This is a genomic window from Vibrio sp. 2-Bac 85 (assembly GCF_037546705.1).
Taxonomy (GTDB): Bacteria; Pseudomonadota; Gammaproteobacteria; order Enterobacterales; family Psychromonadaceae; genus Psychromonas.
Genome location: NZ_JALAAB010000005.1, coordinates 120675 through 139975, shown reverse-complemented (window position 1 = coordinate 139975; position 19301 = coordinate 120675). Strand labels below are relative to the sequence as shown.

The 19301-nt window shown below is 35.9% G+C and carries 16 protein-coding genes; 3 read left to right on the top strand and 13 right to left on the bottom strand.

The window, feature by feature from the left end:
- Positions 1-177: 177 nt before the first annotated feature.
- Positions 178-1665, bottom strand: a complete 1488-nt coding sequence (locus MT390_RS07665; RefSeq protein ID WP_499440473.1) for a RimK family ATP-grasp domain-containing protein — start codon at positions 1663-1665, stop codon at positions 178-180.
- A gap of 65 nt (positions 1666-1730) precedes the next feature.
- Between MT390_RS07665 and MT390_RS07660 the strand changes: the two genes are divergently transcribed.
- Together MT390_RS07660 and MT390_RS07655 are read left to right on the top strand one after the other, a co-directional pair.
- Entirely contained in the window at positions 1731-2171 is a 441-nt protein-coding gene (locus tag MT390_RS07660; protein ID WP_299659569.1) for a GNAT family N-acetyltransferase, read from the top strand.
- A 19-nt stretch (positions 2172-2190) separates the two neighbouring features.
- A complete protein-coding gene (locus MT390_RS07655; protein WP_499440471.1) occupies positions 2191-2961 on the top strand; it encodes an ElyC/SanA/YdcF family protein in 771 nt (256 codons plus the stop codon).
- Positions 2962-3243: 282 nt separating this feature from the next.
- Here MT390_RS07655 and MT390_RS07650 read toward each other — a convergent pair whose 3' ends face one another.
- From MT390_RS07650 to MT390_RS07595, 12 genes are all read right to left on the bottom strand, one after another.
- Positions 3244-3426, bottom strand: a complete 183-nt coding sequence (locus tag MT390_RS07650) for a DUF1737 domain-containing protein (RefSeq protein WP_028867664.1) — start codon at positions 3424-3426, stop codon at positions 3244-3246.
- Positions 3427-3648: 222 nt separating this feature from the next.
- Positions 3649-5103 carry a tRNA uracil 4-sulfurtransferase ThiI gene (gene thiI, locus MT390_RS07645; protein WP_166370237.1) on the bottom strand — a complete coding sequence of 485 codons (1455 nt, stop codon included), beginning with the start codon at positions 5101-5103 and terminating at the stop codon, positions 3649-3651.
- 301 nt (positions 5104-5404) lie between these two features.
- On the bottom strand, positions 5405-5941 hold the full coding sequence (locus MT390_RS07640) for a YaeQ family protein (protein ID WP_499440470.1): 537 nt from the start codon (positions 5939-5941) through the stop codon (positions 5405-5407).
- Positions 5942-6010: 69 nt separating this feature from the next.
- Complete coding sequence (gene leuB, locus MT390_RS07635) at positions 6011-7114, bottom strand: 3-isopropylmalate dehydrogenase (RefSeq protein WP_299659552.1); 1104 nt, start codon at positions 7112-7114, stop codon at positions 6011-6013.
- Between the two features lie 205 nt (positions 7115-7319).
- Complete coding sequence (locus MT390_RS07630) at positions 7320-8075, bottom strand: Nif3-like dinuclear metal center hexameric protein (RefSeq protein ID WP_499440468.1); 756 nt, start codon at positions 8073-8075, stop codon at positions 7320-7322.
- A 208-nt stretch (positions 8076-8283) separates the two neighbouring features.
- Entirely contained in the window at positions 8284-10023 is a 1740-nt protein-coding gene (locus MT390_RS07625; RefSeq protein WP_499440466.1) for a NosD domain-containing protein, read from the bottom strand.
- A 451-nt stretch (positions 10024-10474) separates the two neighbouring features.
- Positions 10475-11764 (bottom strand): phosphate regulon sensor histidine kinase PhoR, encoded by a 1290-nt coding sequence (gene phoR, locus MT390_RS07620; protein WP_166370248.1) that lies wholly within the window; start codon positions 11762-11764, stop codon positions 10475-10477.
- Positions 11765-11897: 133 nt separating this feature from the next.
- Positions 11898-12581: a phosphate regulon transcriptional regulator PhoB gene (phoB, locus tag MT390_RS07615; protein WP_166370250.1), complete on the bottom strand. Its 684-nt coding sequence runs from the start codon at positions 12579-12581 to the stop codon at positions 11898-11900.
- Between the two features lie 316 nt (positions 12582-12897).
- Positions 12898-15003 carry a bifunctional diguanylate cyclase/phosphodiesterase gene (locus MT390_RS07610; protein ID WP_499440465.1) on the bottom strand — a complete coding sequence of 702 codons (2106 nt, stop codon included), beginning with the start codon at positions 15001-15003 and terminating at the stop codon, positions 12898-12900.
- The gene (locus MT390_RS07605) at positions 15003-15545 is read right to left on the bottom strand and encodes a YfiR family protein (protein WP_499440464.1); all 543 of its coding nucleotides are present in this window, start codon (positions 15543-15545) and stop codon (positions 15003-15005) included. The genes MT390_RS07610 and MT390_RS07605 overlap by 1 nt, the downstream gene beginning before the upstream one ends.
- A 9-nt stretch (positions 15546-15554) precedes the next feature.
- Entirely contained in the window at positions 15555-17078 is a 1524-nt protein-coding gene (locus tag MT390_RS07600; protein ID WP_499440463.1) for a TonB-dependent receptor plug domain-containing protein, read from the bottom strand.
- 33 nt (positions 17079-17111) lie between these two features.
- Positions 17112-17507, bottom strand: coding sequence for a TonB-dependent receptor plug domain-containing protein (locus MT390_RS07595; RefSeq protein WP_499440461.1), 396 nt, complete (start codon positions 17505-17507; stop codon positions 17112-17114).
- Between the two features lie 749 nt (positions 17508-18256).
- Here MT390_RS07595 and rdgC point away from each other — a divergent pair.
- Positions 18257-19165, top strand: coding sequence for a recombination-associated protein RdgC (gene rdgC, locus MT390_RS07590; protein ID WP_166370258.1), 909 nt, complete (start codon positions 18257-18259; stop codon positions 19163-19165).
- Positions 19166-19301 lie beyond the last annotated feature (136 nt).

Sequence of the window (19301 nt, the reverse complement as noted above, 5' to 3'; positions counted from 1 at the left end):
ATTACTTATTACTTATTACTTATTACTTATTACTTATTACTTATTACTTATTACTTATCATGCAAACATAAAAAGCAGGCATAAAAAAATGGCCATAAAAAAATGGCCATAAAAAAATGGCCATAAAAAATAGGCAGCTGTATTTTCAATACAACTGCCTCTTATCATAAATTAATGTTATTTTTTAGATTTCATCTGCTCAATGAACCAAGTAATAATACGATCATACAACTTATCACCTAAAAAATCATCTTCGACTTGATGGTCGATACTAGGGTTATCATTTACTTCAACAACGTACACATTACCTTGTTCATCTTCTTTTAAATCAATGCCATACAATCCAAGTCCAACGCCATTAGCAGCGGCTATTGCAACTTTTTTAACTTTTTCTGGTACATCTTCAAAAGGTAAAGTAACAGAGTCGCCACTAAATTGGTCGCTGTCTTTATCTTTTTCATGATTATATATCTGCCAATGATTTTCACTCATAAAGTACTTACAAGCAAACAAACCTTGGCCACCTAATACACCAACTCGCCAATCGTATTTTGTATATAGGAATTTTTGTACCAGAATCAAGTCACTTTTTTTCAGCATCTGTTCCAGCACAACTTTCAATTCATCAACATCATCGACTTTTTTTACGCCGATGCTAAAAGATCCATCAGGGATCTTCACCACCAGAGGAAAACCAAATTCTTTAATGAGTGCATTTAATACTGATGCTTTAGCACTTGAGACAAATCGTCCTGGAATACCTGGCAGTTTTAAACGGTCTAATAAATTAGACATAAAAATTTTATTTGTACATTTTAAAATAGAGTTGGGATCATCCAGTACAACAATCCCTTCTGAGGCAGCCACTTTTGAAAACTTATAAGTATGGTTACTAATCGAAGTTGTTTCGCGAATAAATAATCCATCAAATTCATTTATTTTAGAAAAATCCTTTTTGGTAATTAACTCTGAATAGACAGCGTGTCTTTCACAGGACTCCATAAACTTTTCAATAGCTATTTTGTCACTAGGTGGCAGTTTTTCTTCAGGATTAACTAAAATAGCCAGGTCATAAAGGTACGCTTTTTGTTTTTTTGGTGTACGCCATATTCTATTGCTGTATTTTTCTAAAGCACTAGCAAAAAAGTCTTGCTCAAGGTCAGAGAGTTCTTTGATATTAACTGGCACAACAGAATCAATCTGCCAGATAGTACTTTGTATTAATGTCACCTCTAAAATCGGACATGGATAATACTCAAAAATTTCACGAGCAAGCTTATCGAAGCCTTTTATTTGAGACTTACTGAAATAAACTTTAAAGCTTAATTTCTTAATGCCACCTTCTACCTTAAGAAATTTAATACTTATATTGTTAGTAATCTGTTGTAACGCATCGAGATCATTAATGTATAAACTCTTTTTACTGAGATCATTAATTGTTTTTAAATTGGGTAATACCTTATGGTTTCTCGCTTCCGCTAAAAGGCTACAATAGTACCCATGAGACAAATACTTATACTTTCTTGATAAGTTTAAAACCCTAAGATTTTTAGCATTTTGGTATTGTTGATCAAATAAGTAACTATCAGTTGTCACCACTTGTTCAGTAGGGAAAAACGGTTGCCAATCTTCTATTTTATCAACGACTACAATAAAGTTATCCACAAAAGTTCCTCTTCTATATAATTGAGCCGATTCTGAACCTAAAGGATTAATAAGGAAAGTTAAATATGCAGTATCGTAAGGCCAAAATAGAAGATATTAAACGCTTACTAGACATCGAAAATTTAAATTTTAATTATGATCAGCTCAGCCGTAGAAATTTTCATTATTTTATACAACAGGGACACTGTGACCTTATTATGCAGCTAAAAAATAATATAATAAGCGCATACGGATTATTGCTTTATCGTAAAGGAAGCCTCAAGGCTCGTTTATATTCACTAGCAGTTCACCCTGACTTTCACGGCCAAAGCTGTGGTGAAAAACTGATGCGCCAACTAGAACAAGTTGCACTGCAGCACCAGCGCCATTTGATTAGCTTAGAAGTGAAGGTAAGTAATAGTAATGCGATTAGGTTATATCAGAAAATAGGTTATGTGCAGTTTACTATCAAACTAGCTTATTACGCTGATGGTCAAGATGCATTGTGTTTTGAAAAGAAATTATAAGATTCAATAAAGGTCAAATATGTTATTTATATTAAAAAAATGGATAGGGGGATTATTAATGCCACTACCCTTCTCTTTATCACTATTATTAGTCAGTTTATTATTACTTTTTTTTAGTCGACGTCAGCTATTAGCTAAAGTCCTCGCGTTATTTAGTTTTATCATTCTCTTTGTGTTCAGCTTATTGCCAAGTGCTTATCACTTAGCAAAACCTTTAGAGCGCCAATATCCTCCGCTGCTGGTTGCAGAGCAATCTTTGGATTATATTTTAGTACTCGGTTCATCGGGTATAAATGATAAAAACTTACCGATCACAGGACAACTTTCCGCAACGGCATTAAGTCGTTTTAGTGAAGCATTACGACTTTACTATGCGAACCCAAATGCCATTATTGTCGTTTCGGGATCTGGCTTTGGAGATACACAAAGTCATGCACAATTGTTGCAAATACTGGCTTTAACATTTGCAATACCTGAACAAAGAATCATACGATTAGATAGCAGTAAGGACACACAACAAGAAGCACAACAAATGTCTACGCTGATACAAGGTAAAAAAGCAGCGCTAGTAACCTCTGCAACACATATGCCCAGATCCATGGCTTTATTCAGCCATTATAATCAATATCCAATAGCCGCACCGGCGATGTATCTTGCTAAAGAAAACTCACATAGTCTACCCGCTTATAATTATATTCCATCGGCTTATCAGTTATACAAATCACAAGTAGCTTTACATGAGTATCTCGGTCTTTTACAACAATGGTCTATTAGGAAAATAGCTGATTAAAATAGCTAACACTACAAAAGTAGAGCATAAATAAGAAATAGTAACTAATGAGTGAAAGGTAAAAGTTTAAGACTATGGTTAGAAGGCATATTTGTAAGGTATAGCTATGAGGTATAGCTATATACAAAAGAGCCTGCAGGAGCAGGCTTTATTTGAATATGATGCAGGTATTGAGCTGCTATTTAGACTGGTAATATATATCAGCAACATAATTAGCAATATAGACAATAAAATAAGCAAGCATATACACCGACTCAATAAAGCAGTAAGTAATTAACTCACTTACACCAGTTGTGATGGTCTTTTAATTACAGCTTGTCCAACAACAACATGCTCACCGTTAAAGGTCATGGTTGGTGAACCGTATAACTCATATCCTTCACTTAATACTTTAGTGATCCGACTGCAAAACTCAGCATCATCTTTACCCGTGATCAGTTTATAACTATCAATTGAATTTGGCATATTAATATCCTTTAATCGCGCTTATGAAGTAATTTCAGCATACGATGAATCAGTGTAAAGGCCTATTATTTATAGACAAAATTGTGAATAAACAGTGCGGATGGCTAAAAATACGGCACTTAATCGACCGTATTTAATACATTCACCATCTAATCAAATTATTTCAAAACAAAGAATAATACAGCACAGTTTAGATAACGTTTTATATGACATTGTAAAAAGTTAAGGACGATACACTTTCACATTATTGAAACCAGCTTCTTTCAAATACAAAGCCTGTAATTGACTCATCACACCACGGTCACAATACAGTAAATAGGTTTTATCTTGAGCAAGTGTTTCAAATTGGCTACCTAGTTTAAAGAAAGGAAGATGTTGTACTTCAACCCCATCTAACTGTAATGGTTTATCTTCTTGTTCATCGGCAGAACGAATATCCAACACAATATCATTAGTAGAGAAACCGGATACCGATTCGACTTCAGTAACTTGTTCTTTTGCTGCCGTTGCAATGTCTTTAATATCGAGAGTCTGTGCTTCAGCCACAACTTTATCAATTAATGACATATCAAAGTTAGCTTCTTCATTCTCAATCTTACTCATCACCGCTTTAACTGTTGGGCGCTGAGAGATAACACCACAGTACTCAGGAATCGTTTCAGAAATTTCTGCAGTACCAATTTCACGTGCACAATCAATGATCTCTTGTTTATCGGTTGCAACTAGTGGACGTAAGATCAGCATATCGGTCACTTGGTCAATCACTGATAAATTACGTAGTGTTTGACTAGAAACCTGACCTAATGCTTCACCTGTTACCAATCCTTCAATTGCTAAATTATCAGCCACTTTACGTGCAGCACGCATCATCATACGTTTCAGTACAACACCCATTTGGCCGTTATCCACTTTTTCTAGGATTTCAGCAACAACAGGCTCAAAAGGTACAGAAACAAATTTCACACGATGAGAAGCACCAAAACGCTCCCACAAATGATAAGCGACTTGCTTCACACCAATTTCATGAGCTGCACCGCCTAAATTAAAGAAACAGTAATGTACACGAGAGCCACGTTTCAATAATTTGTAACTAGATACGCCAGAATCAAATCCACCGGAAATAAGCGACAACACTGATTCTTGCGTTCCTAGTGGGAAACCACCTAAACCTTGATGGCGTTGGTCAACCATAAATAATTTATCTTGATTGATTTCGATATTAACTGTCACATCTGGATTTTTTAATTTAACAGCAAGTGCTTCAGTATGTTGATTTAAACCACCACCGACATAACGTTCAACTTCATTTGATCCAAAGTCATGGGTACCAATACGTTTTGCACGAACACAGAAGGTTTTACCCGCAAGACTATCGCCAAAACACGCTTTTGTTTGCTCGTATATGTCATGAATATCAGTATAAGTAGATTCAGTCACTTCCAAGAAAAACGCAATACCTGGCGTACTTTTTAAGTAGTGAATGACCTTTGCTTTATTATCAGGATCGTCATTTTCACTACGAACGATAATTTTATCCCATTCGAGTATCACTTTAATATCTTCATCATGACGAGTCAGTACGTTACGGATATTGCCCTGTAACATTTTGCTGAAGCGCTTACGCACAGGTTTACTTTTCATCATAATTTCAGGAAAAAGCTTAACGATAAATTTCATGGGTACCACTCTTGGATTCAGGACAGTGTTAATTTTAAAGAAGTGCGGATTATACGCTGTCCATCTTAGTGTGCAATGTTTATACCTATGTAATACCCATTCCACTAAATAGCGGCACAATCTTGTTGCTTAAGTTGCTTCTTTTATATTGAAAGGTTGCAAAAGGAATCAACTATTTAATGCTATTTCGGCCTTTAATTAATGGATCCCTTACCCAATATTTAATTACAGACTTATTAGAGTAGCTATTACTTCAAAAATGTTATCAGTGGTGCCTGCAAGTATATTGGGTTAGCCCGCACTACTCACCTTTTAAGGTGGTTAAGTTTACTTCACAACTGCCTTTGTCAGCGGCAATATAAAATACATTGTCGGTAAGGGTAATACTAAAGTCCATAGTACGCTCAACCAGAGAAGCGAAGCTTTGAATTTGTTCAAAGTCAAATTGATAGACTTGCGCAGTGATCTTGCTGAAATCTTTCAGCGATTGCTTCCACCACACATTAGATTTAGTGTTAAAAGTATAAACCTTTACGCTTTTAGCCTGACGACAGGCTTTTTTAATACGTTCAAAACCTGGTTCACCCACATCGACCCATAACAAAAATTCATCACTATAATTTTTAGCCCAAATATCTGGATCATCGGCCTCACTTAAGCCTTTAGTAAAACTTAAAAACTCTTGGTTATTAAGCACAAATGCAAGAATACGTGTCACCATGCGTTCCGTTGTTTCCGATGGGTGTTGTGCAATAGTTAACGGAATAGTTTCATAAACATCTTGATCTAAATTAGACACATTAATGTTCATTTTAAAAATAGTTGGCTTTAATGCCATGGTCTTTCTCCAAAAAAAAACCACGTTATAAAACGTGGTTTAAAATTATTTAATCACTTGTGAAAATGATTATACAGGCATTTTCGCCAATTCTTCACATACCATATCACCAAACTCAGCAGTACTAACTAAGTTTGCTTCACCTGGCTTAGATAGGTCTGAAGTTGAGTAACCATTTTCAAATACGCTTTGCATCGCATTCCAAAGGTTTTTAGCTTCTTTTTCCATACCAAAGCTCATCTCTAACATTAATGCCACAGAACCGATCATTGAGTATGGATTTGCAATACCTTTACCAGCGATATCTGGTGCAGAACCATGTGATGGTTCGTAGTAAGATTTTTCAGGACCTTTACAAGCAGAAGGCATTAGGCCTAAAGAACCTAAGATACCACCACCTTGGTCACTTAAAATATCACCAAACATATTTTCCATTACCATTACGTCAAACATAGTTGGTTTTAGACATAAGTATGTCGCTGCAGCATCAACTAAAATGTTGATCACTTCCACTTCAGGGAAATTTTTGCTTTCTTCTTCTACGATTTCATTCCATAAAACACTTGATTTTAGAACGTTTGATTTATGGATATTGTGCATCACTTTTTTACGTTTCATTGAAACTTCAAAACCAACACGAACGATTTGACGGATTTGATCTTCATCGTATTCTAATACTTCACGCACATAACGACGGCCTTGTGCATCAATGCCTGTTTCTTTTTCGCCAAAGTACAAACCACCTACTAGCTCACGAATTAACATGATGTCGATGCCTTCACCAACAACAGATTCTTTCAACGGTGAGAAATGTGCTAACCCTTTTGGTAAATAAACAGGGCGAAAGTTAGCATAGGTATTATAACGACGACGTAACGGCAATAAAGCACCACGTTCGGGTTGTTCGTCTACAGGAATCTTTTTAGAGTCTTCGTGATTTAAACCGATGGTTCCTTTTAGAATTGCATCAGCTTTGTCACAAGCTGCTTTAGTTTCTTCAGGGAATGCTTTACCAGTAGCAAAATAAGCAGCGGCACCAAATAATACGTCGTTTAATTCAAAGTTAACATCTGCATTACGCTGTTCAACTAACTTCAAAACTTTTACTGCTTCTTTCATTACTTCAGGACCGATACCGTCACCTGCTAGTAAAGCAATGTTATATGTTGTCATTTTTTTTCCCTAAATGAATTATCGAATTGTATTTATACTCGTCAGTCTTTAACCTTCATGCCTAGAATCTTTTCAACTCTCAGCTTGCTGGTTTTTAGATATTGAATAATAACGGGTAAGCATGCTTGGCATAATAAAGTAAAAGCACACTAAGTTTCAATTTTTGAAACACTTTTTTCGCATATTTAAGCAAAATAAGTGAATATTAAACAGGATTATCAATATCTATAAAGATCACATCAAGATCCATTTCTGCAGCTAACCATTCACCTAAAGCTTTTACTCCATATCGTTCAGTTGCATGATGCCCCGCCGCAAAGTAATGAATACCCATTTCTTTAGCAATATGCGTAGTACGTTCAGATATCTCACCGCTAATAAATGCATCAATCCCTTGTTCTGCAGCAATAGTAATGTAATCCTGTCCACCACCTGTGCACCAAGCAATAGTTTTAATCTCAGGTTTACCACCATCTATCCATAAGGGTGCTCGTTGTAACTGTTGGGTAATAGATTCAACCAGTGCAGGTGGCGTAATCGCATTTTCAAATTTTCCGACTCGACCTACACTGCGTTTATCCCAAGGTTCAAGTGGTCGTCTATCAATAATATTGAGTAGTTCGGCCAATTGTTTATTGTTGCCTAATTCAGGTTGCACATCTAAGGGTAAATGGTAGGCATAAAGATTAATACCATTTTCTATCAGCGCTTTAATACGATTATATTTCATGCCAACAATTTGTTGTGCTTCACCCTTCCAGAAAAAACCGTGATGCACTAAAATCGCATCCGCATTATGCACAATAGCCGCATCAATTAACGCCTGATTCGCAGTAACGCCAGTCACCACTTTTTTGACTTGCTCTCGCCCCTCTATTTGTAGGCCATTAGGACAATAATCTTTAAATTGATGTATTTCTAAAAACTGATCCAGCTTATTAGCAAGTTTACGGTTATTCATAGTATTCACTTTTATTGATGTATGTAATATGGCGCTTTATGCACTTATGATCTAAATCCAAGTTATAAAATAATTGGACTTAATAAAATAAACGAACATTGGTTACTTAACCTTTATTTTTGGTAGTCAGGTGGTTGATAATAATCAAATGGATGTTCATAAGTAAATGTTGTTCATAAGCAAATTTTCTGGATAATGAAAGTAAAGATCACTTTGATTCAAACGCGCCAATATCCGGCGCTAGGCCATTATAAGCGAGAGAAATTAAGTCGCCTTTTTTCCAAGTTATTTTTTTATCTAGGTATATCTTATGAGACAGCCTATCAATTTTTACAATCGTTGCAACTTGTGGCTTTTTAGTGTTGATTGAAGCTGAGCGAACCATAATTTGATCCCCTTTTTCATTGGCAATCCCTACTCCGTCGTAAAAGAACTGACTATCTTGTACTTGAAAACTATCCCCTTCGCCCGTCGTGCTTATGATTTTACTTAGATGCAGGCCAGTATCAACCATCGGACTGTCCGTAGATAACCTATAATCATGCTGGTTTTGATTAACAAACAAAGGATCTCTGGCTAAGGTATCCTTGAAGCGAACCGGTATAAAGCTGCCTTCAAAGTCATACACACTCATCTCACGAGAATTTCCCCACAAACCAATCACTTTATCACTGAGGTGAGTGCCGATATTGTTATTAACAAACCATTCATCCCCCTCTTTTTGCCGAAACAGTACTTGTTTTGCATTGTTATCACTGCATTGGCTTGCACCTAATCCTTGATTATTCCAGAGAATATTATTTATAAATTGATTATCTGTAAATTTTTCTATTTCACTGCCAATGGCAATACCAACACACCAGTTATCATGAAAAGTATTATGATAAATGCGATTGCTATAGTTATAGGTTGCTTCTGGTCGATAGCTAGCAAGGCTGAATCCAACATTGGTATGATAAAAAGTATTAAAACGGATCAAACCATGTTGACCAGCATATTGGATCCCGTTACCTCCACTTGCAGAATAATAACGTACGGCATCTTTAAACACATTATGCTCAATAAGATTATATTGGCTTGCATCTAAGACTGCACTTTGCTGCTTAAAGCGTCCATTACCATGCCAATTCATGGTGTCCTGTTCGCAATCGAATACCGCTCCTAATTTTTGCTTTTTATTACTGAATACATTATCTCGAATAACATTGAAACTACCGCATTTAATATTCCAAACATCATGACCAGCTAGATTCATTGTATTGCCTTGTACACGGTTATAATTTGCATGCACTAGTGATAATAGATCCGTGCCTTTTTGAAACAGGTTATTGATGATTTGATTGTGGTGACTAAAAGCGACATACAGACCGCCGCGTTTGCTAGCACTTCGACCATCATTATAAATACTTGAACCAGTGAACTTGTTATTAGAGAAAATATTATGATGCGCATTTAAAAAACGACCAAAACCAATACTTTTATCGACGCTAATTCCGTTCACTACTATGTATGACACTTCATCTAACCATATCGGACCATACTCTTCCCCTTGATCAATAGAATTAACATTGTACAGTGTCACTTTTTCATTTTTATAGGCGCTAAACCCGATATAAGCCTTTGCATTCCCGGATTTAGTGACATGTAAAGCTTGTTTAAAACGTCCTTCACGTAACAGAAATAGATCCCCTGCTTTCGCCATTTTATTAGCCGTTGATAAATTGCTAACAGCTAACCAATGTCCTTGCCCGCATTTACGAGTCGTTGGTTGATAATCGTCACAGCTTGCTTTCAATGTAGGATCAATAAACAAATACCTTGTAAAGGCAGGCAGATTAAATTGTTTTAATAGATTATTAAAGGTGGGATCAGGCAAAGATTGAGCTTGAATAGACGTCGTTAATAACCCGCTAATAAGAATCACCGAGCAATAAAATATTCGCAACATAAACTCTTCCTTTTGCAACAGTCAGTATCAATAAAAAGCAATACAGCGTTCAATACAAATATATAATCTGGTTATATGAATTGGTTTGTATTGGTAATGGTAGCAGTTTTAGCTGTAGCGCTATCTTATAGCAAAACGCAGTTAATAATGTTTCTAAAATAATTTGAAGGTAAATAACTTCACCTCTTGAGCAGCAAAACATGAAGACTATAAATCAAGTGATTTTACAAAAAATATCGATTAAAAAATCATGTAGAGTCAATATTTTGAACCAATGCATCTTTTAATAAAACATTAGTTCAGAGGTATTGGTTCAAAATATAAAGTCTAAAAAGGAATTAATTAACGAGCCTGCAATTTAATACTTCATGAATTCAATTTTGAATCTAAGATAGCTTAAATCTGCATGATAAAGGTCAACAAATAACGTTACTATTTAACAAATATAGTTTTAACAAATATAGTTGTCTGGGATAATAAAGGAAAATTGACTGCCTTCCCCAACATGACTTTCAATATGTAACTTGCTGTCATAGTGAGATAATGCATGTTTTACGATCGACAAACCTAAACCAGAGCCACCAGTATCTCGGGATCTAGAAGCATCTACTCGATAAAAACGCTCGGTTAAATGTAAAATATGTTCAGGAGCAATACCATCACCAGTGTCCATCACGCAGAAATAAGCTCCTTCCTGTACTCGCTTCCAGATCACTTTAATAGTGCCATGCTCAGGCGTATAATTAATGGCGTTATACACTAAGTTAGCTATCGCGCTACGTACTTGCATTTCATCGCCAACCACCGACAATTTAGGATCAACTTTAAAAGTGACAGTTTGCGATTTTTTACGCCCCAATGTAACGGCTTCATTTTCAACTTGTGTTAATAAAGCAGACATATTGATACTTTCATGGAAATCTAAGGTCGCCGCGCCCTCTATCTTTGATAACGTCATCAATTGTTCAACTAATGCACACATACGTGCAGTTTGCTGATCCAGTACTTGAATAGTTTTTAATTGCATTTTGTCATCTTGCGCGCTCATCGCTAGCATTTCAATATAGCCTTGCAAGACGGTAAGTGGAGTCCGAAGTTCGTGGGAAACGTTAGCGACAAAATGACGTCTATTTTCATCCATTTGACGATAACTAGTGACATCACGCACAATCAATAAGCGCTGATTTTTGGCATAGGGCATGATCCTAAATTCTAATACTTTTTCATTATTAATCGGGGAAACTAAATCCAGTGGTTCGTTATAGGCATCACTGCGTAAATATTCCACAAAATCAGGGTGACGAATTAGGTTGGTAATATTCTCTCCCGCATCATCGGGCCACTTAAAGCCTAGTTGAAATTGGGCAAGTCGATTACACCACACGATTTCACCGTCTTTTTTAAATACCACCACCGCATCAGGTAATGCTTCAGAACCTTCACGGAAACGACTAATTACACTGGCTAAATTATTGCGGCGTTTACGGTGGCGCTGCTGCATATTATGAATACCAATGTAAGCATGTTCCCACACCGACTTACCGGGTGGTAAACGTGTACTTTTGCTGATCCATAACCAATCATTTAACTTTTTTAAAAAATAATAATGCCAAGCGATATGTAACACTGTGGTCACTAATAAAAATTCTAATAAAAATCCGGTTAATAGTCCCAAGATTAAAACCGGAAAATAAACTAAGCACATTGCCCAGAATAGCTGCTTCCATGTATATACTTTCAAATGCGTCACTCTATATAAGGTGGTGGCTCACTTGTTAAGTGATTCCGTAATAAATGAATTGTCTTTTTTAGATAATACTACTTTTAGATAATAGTATTTTTAGGCAACCTTTTTACAGGCTAACATCTATCCTTTATGAGCGTGTAGAAAAGCGATACCCTGCTCCACGGACTGTTTGAACTAGATGATCATGATCTGACAACGCTTTACGTAAACGACGAATATGTACATCTACGGTGCGATCTTCAACATAAACATTGGTCCCCCACACATTATTTAATAATTGCTCGCGGCTATAAACACGTTCCGGATGTGTCATAAAGAAATGCAATAATTTAAATTCTGTTGGTCCCATATCTAATGGTGCATCACTTAATGTTGCACGATGCGATATAGGGTCTAACTTAAGTTTACCAACTTTAAGTGTATCATCGAGTGAAGTAGGGTTAACACGTCGCATCACAGTCTTAAGACGAGCCATCAGTTCTTTTGGGGAAAAAGGCTTAGTAACATAATCATCGGCACCATTTTCTAAGCCACGCACTTTATCTTCTTCTTCACCACGAGCAGTTAACATCACCACGGGGATTTGACGCAGGATCTCATCTTGCTTTAAAAATTTTAGTAATTGAATACCACTACCGCCAGGGAACATCCAATCTAATAAGATCAGATCAGGATATGGTTCATGGAGATGGTCAAGTGCCGCTTGGTAATTGTCCGCTTCAAGTGTTTCATAACCGTGTTGTTCTAATACAAAGCTCAACATATCTCTGATCGCGACCTCATCTTCAACCACTAAAATTCGACTTGCCATTAGGTTTACCTATTTATTGTCTGTGCTAAATGATGTCATTATCACTAGATATTATGACATTTATATGACAATCACACATAAAGTGTCATAAAGCATCAAATTGATATTTAAACGAATAGTTTACAATAATAAACATTGCATTAGATAGGAGGCTTCAGTCACTTGCAGAAAAAAATTGAATTTGGAGCCTAAGTTAGTACCAGTAAATTATTTGAATAAGCAATTAATTATAAAAGACGCATTAATTTTACCAAGCTGCAAAAGATGGCATGCGGCGAATTCAACATTGAAGTGCATAACGCTTAATTTTCATTGCTTAGATTGCTTTTTTCATTAATTCTACTTTATATTCAGTATCATCAATAGCAGGATTAACTGTTGCTAAATCAAGCCTCGATTGATGGCTAAAGTAATTTTCTTGAAATTGCAAAAATGGCATGGGTTTAGAGAACAAATAACCTTGACCAAATTGACACCCTGCTTCAAGCAAGTACTGTTTTTGTTGTTCGTTTTCAATACCTTCAGCAACAACTTGAATATTTAACTGCTCAGCTAACATGATCATCACTTTACATAAATCACGACTATTACTTTCTGTTTCTAAATCATCCACAAATGACTTATCAATTTTCAAAATATCAACATCCATCTTCTGTAAATAAGACAGAGAAGAGTAACCCACACCAAAATCATCTATCGCAATAGAGACACCTTGATCTCTTAATTGAGTCAGTTGATAACGAATATTTTCTTCGCTTTCCATTAACAAGTTTTCTGTTATTTCAACGATTATTGCATCATGACTTAAACCAAGTTCAGCGATATATTCAAACCAGCTTTTCATCCATTCTCCGTTACCTTTAAACTGTAAAGGAGAAACATTAATGCTGATCTGAAACTCAGTATCTACATTAAGTTTTTTAAATTCAGCAAGATCCTGTGCTGCCGTTCTGGCCACCCACTCGCCAATATCTGTAATTAAACCAACCTCTTCTGCAACGGGAATAAACTCAAATGGCGAGACTAAACCTCGAAGAGGATGATGCCAACGAATCAATGCTTCGGCTTTACAGATCTTATTAGTGGATAAATCTACAATAGGTTGGTAGTAAAGTTCGAATTCATTGTTTTTAAGACTATGACGTAGGGTTTCCACCAACTCTCTTTTTTTGACCACATCATCGAGCATGCTCGCATTAAAAAAGTGATGACAATTTCGTCCCGCCGCCTTTGACTTATACATTGCTAGATCTGCACATTTAACGATATTCTCAACCGTATCACCGTGCTCAGGAAAAACAGCAATACCAATACTCGTGGTGACATAAACATGCTTCCCTTTGATCACAAAACCTTTTGATAAATGATTATGAATATCGATAGAAATGGACTCTACATCAGACAAACTTATGATATTTTCCACTAGGATAATAAATTCATCTCCCCCTAATCGTGCGAGTATTTCAGTGCCTAAGACACTTGCAATAGATTTACTCACAGCAATCAATAATAAATCACCGTAATCGTGACCTAATGTGTCATTTATTTCTTTAAAACCATCGAGATCTAATGCTAATACGGCGAATTTTTTATCTTTTTCATGTTCAATCAAGTCAGCGAGTTTATTTAGTATATAACGTCGATTAGGCAGGCCAGAGAGAGGGTCACTGAAAGCCTGAGTGGTTAATTGGGTATTTGCCACTTTTAAAGCCGTTGTCCGTTGCTGGACAGTTTCTTCCAGAGAGTGATCGCGTTGTTCAATGGTTTCTAACATCAAATTAAAACAAGAAGCTAAATTACCTACTTCATCAGTCGATAACACCTGTGAGCGTAAACTATAATTACTGGTTTTAGTCACCCTGTCTGCCACGGCAGCAAGCTGAATAAGTGGATAAATCAGGCTTTTACGTAAAAATAACGACAAAATAAAGCTTAGCACTAAAATGAGCACTAAAATAACCAATAAAAAAGTACTAAAAAATAATAAGCTCGCTTCAATTAGCGAGTAATCGGCCTTTATCGTCAATACACCATAGTCAATACCCTGCATCTGCAGTGTTGTTTTAACCACCATTAAATCCGTGAATATTTGTTTTGTATTGTCCTTTTCTGCAACAACAGCAACAAAAACATTCCCTTTCATATCTTCTACTTGGGCACTAACAATATTACTTTGCCCCTGAAGAGATTTAATTTGTTCTGTCGCACTTGCTTGATCTTCAAAAATCAAAGCTGCGGTGAGATTTGGTGCCAGTATATTAGCGATTGAATTAAGCCTAGATTGTTCCGCTTTGGTCACTGCATTGAGTTCATAGATAGTAAACATAGCGGCAATTGAAATAGTGCTAAAAAAAGCGACCAACATCAGCATCGCAAGTAGTTTCGCTTTCAATGATCTAAACAATATGCGTTTTAACGGCATTATAATGGACCTTTATAGATTCGACCTAAGCGAAGTACTTTAGAACTCATATTAATACCTGCTTGTTTTAATTTATTGGGATTGATTTCGAAACGGACTTTACCGCCAACGATAAAAAAATTGATATGACCACCAGATACAATAAAATCATTAAATTCGCCCACTAACATGGTATTAGGAATAAGATCCTTGATAATAATATCATTCCATTTAGCGATATCATTTTTTGAGATGAATAAGGTATGACAGCCCTTGATGTCTTCAATATCAGACCTTAAAAAACGAACCTCAACAGGAACTTGCCTCACGCTTAAATCTTTAAGTGTAAGTTTGGCCGCTTCTACAAAGTCAGAATTAAAACTACAAAGGTTATAACTTTTCGCTGTCGTTTCATGAAACCATTCACCTTGAGAGTACCGAGCGAAATTATAAATAAAACCGGATTTAATTGCATCTTCACGTGTTGTTGCAAAAGCAGATGTTGATAGCATAAGCATCAAGGTTAATAATGTTAAAGCAAACTGTTTAGTGAGTCTCAACATGTCATTAGCCTAGAATTTTGCTGTTATTTGAGCTAAATAACTTGGCTCAATATAAGTGCTAATGGTGAATAGTTCACCTTTACTTCCAAGTTCCGCGTGCTTGCCATAGAGTAAATTATTCCCTGTAAATGATAACATTACTGAAGAAGATACCTGCCAATGCCAGCTTAAATCGAACGCGCCATAATCTTTTGTACCGTAGGCATCGCCACTTTCTAGACGATAAATGACTGAAAATGAGTGCGCAGGAGTGAGTAGCAAGTTAGTTTTAGCAATAAGCTGACGTAAATAGGTATCGTCACCCAAAGCCGGTATTAACCCATTCGATGAATGGTAATTATGAGAAGTAAAACTGTAGCCGAGTTCGGTGCTTAATTTCTCATAGGGCTGCCATTTAATAACAGCTTCTCCACCGTAAGTGGTTAATTTCCCCCCTGATACAAAATCAAGGCTGATTAATGAAAAAGTATCATTAATACTTGGATCTATCGATAAGACATTACGTGCTTTAGTATGGAACAGAGACAGGTCTACCCACCAAGATTTAGCACTATAACGATAACCCAGTTCTTTAGAAACTGACTTTTCTCCCTCAATATTAGAATTCCCAATAGCTTCTGTACGTATTCCATAGGGTGATGAAATTAGTAATCTTTCATTATATTCTGCAAAGGAAGGTATGCGGACCCCCTGTGATATTGCTGCCCATAAGGTATGCTTTGATTCCGGTGTCCATAATAAACGAGCCATCGGCTGATGCCCCCAACCTGTGAAGCTATTTTTTTCAGAGCGGTTACCAACAATTAACTTAAGCGTCTCGGGTATCAATGTGAATTGCGCTTGAACAAACCCACCATAATGGTGATAAGCATTAATATTATCGATACTTTTAACATAATCACTATCGTCTACGTCAATGGCGTTATAACGATAGTTCACTCCCCAATCAAATTGTATATTACTAATTAATGTGTTCATTTGATAATCAATATCTGTAATCAAAAAGTCATCTTTATAATTAGTTTGATTACCTCGCTGAGAGCTAATTGATACTTGTAACATTTGATTAGAATCTGCTGAAAGTCGATGCTCTAACCTTGTCATTAGTTGTATATGTTCACGTGAATATTCATCGGACTCAAAATCTTTCGTATATGAGTTTAAATTGGCTTGATGCATATTCTGCCCTATTTCGATCTTTGTATAGTCAGCTTGAGCCAAAAAAGACAGATTATCATTTAAATTTAAATCAACTCTTCCTCCAATGGTTTTCTTTTGACTGTGATCATTAGGGGCAATAGCCTCGTAACTTTTTGTCGATTCATCTGCTTTTTCAACACCACCAAATATTCTAAAGGAGCTATAGTTGGCTAAATCTCCTCCCACCCTAAAATCAGCCTTGTGATCGATTTTTGAGCCACTCGCTAACTGTACGACTGTATCTCGAGTATCTGCACTATGTTTGGTAATAATATTAACAACGCCATTGGTTGCATTACTTCCCCATAATAATCCCCCCTGACCTCGTATCACTTCAATACGCTCAATATCAAATAAAGGAAGATTTTATGCTTCCCAATATACGCCAGCAAATGTAGGGTTATAAATACTCTGCCCATCAACCATTACCAATAGCTTACTTGAATAACGACCAGCAATGCCTCGAGCGGTGATTGCCCATTGATTATTATCAATTTTTCGGACTTGCATACCGGGCACTAAGCTTAACGCTTGCGCCACAGAAGTCACACCTGACTGTATTATCTCTTTGTTAGTTAATACATAAATTGAAGCAGCGGCTTCAGACATACTTTGCAGACGTTTCATCGCCGAAGTGGTTTGTATATCTGCAGCCATCAATTCGTCAAAATCTAGACTAGGGAGATCGTCCAACTGTGAGTTTGAATTAGCTAATGTAATAGGGATGAGGAAAAGATTGAATAGCAAAAATACTGCTTTCAAAGAATAATTCTTATTCAGTAACTTTACCATTGCTGGTACTCAATTATAGTTCGCATTAAAATTCCATTTTTAATAAGGTATCTTTTATAGATAGCTACCCATTTTATATCCTTATAAAGTACATAATTGTAAGTTACGACTTTATCTAAAACGAGGCAGTACACAAAGTTGATTAAGCTGCAAAATAGGTTAGAAAATTAGGTTAATAAATATTAATTTATGGGTCATAGTAGATATCAGTATTGACGCTATATTATCACCACATAAAAATCACTACATAAAATTTCGAATTTATTTAAAATAAAGATTAGAAACACACTTTATAAACTCAATACAAGTATTAGCATACCAATAAAAGGAAATTAATACAGTTTATACTAAGTAATGGGTAATAATTAGTTAAATGCTAACCTCTGTATCTTACTTAACCTCAACGCTGGTTAATGAAAGTTGAATTATATTTAAAATCATAAGTTTATATTTTTTGGCTATACAGTGCCGTTAGTTTTGCGTAGTTCAAGGCGAGTTATTAAAGCAATAACTGGTTATTGAGAGATAATTTAACGAAGAAATCCGCTGAAATGACGATGTTGTATCGCTTTGCTTATCTAGGACTGAGGTTGCTTATAAAGGCAGTATGAATAATAAGACGAGTCAGTCAAAGTAAAACATCAGCAACTTTTGCCGCTGAGTGTAAAATCATTTACACTCATGCTCTCTTTTATTTTCCATACATTAAGGTGTATTCCATGTTTTTCAAAAACCTTCAAGTTTATCGTTTTACTCGTCCAATGGAACAAGATGAAAATGCACTAGAAAGAAACCTAGAAGAATTTAAATTTAAACCTTGTGGAAGCCAAGATATTTCAAAATTAGGCTGGGTATTTCCAATGGGGAAAAGCGGTAGTATGTTTACCCACATTCATCAAAAGCAAATTTTAATCTGTCTTAAAAAAGAAGAAAAAATGCTGCCTGCAGGTGTGATTAAAGACCAATTAAATGAACGTGTTGAAGCGATCGAGCTAGAACAAGGCCGTGCATTAAAGAAAAAAGAAAAAGACAGTCTAAAAGAAGATATCGTCATGCAATTATTACCACGTGCATTTAGCCGTACTTCACAGACTTATGCGTGGATAGATAATGAAACAAATATGCTATACGTCGATTGTTCAAGTACACGTAAAGCAGAAGAGCTCATTTCTTTACTAAGAAAAACCCTAGGTAGCTTACCTGTTGTACCTGTACAGCTACAAAATCAAACTGACGTTGTAATGACTGATTGGATATTAGAAGGCAATATTCCAGCCCATTACCAACTAGAAGATGAAGCTGAACTTTGTTCAGCCTTAGAAGGCGGCGGTATCATTCGTTGTAAGCAGCAAGATTTATTGTCTGAAGAAATTAAAAACCATATCAACTCAGATAAATTTGTAACTAAACTAGCACTCAATTGGTCCGACAGCATTTCATTTGTGATTGGTGAAGAGTTTGCTTTAAAACGACTTAAATTCTCTGATGTATTACAAGAACAAAATGAACATATTGAAGCAGATGATTTTGCTGCTCGCTTTGATGCTGATTTTATATTGATGACCGGGGAGATTAAACAACTTGTTCCTTCATTAATCGGTATTTTTGGTGGCGAACAAACTTTATAACGTTTCAACATCTTACTGCCCAGTTTAAAACCTGGGCTTTTTTTTAAAAAAACCTCAATTCTGGTTAATGAAAGCGGCATTATATTTAAAATCATAAGATTATATTTTTTTGGCTATACAGTGCCGTTAGTTTTGC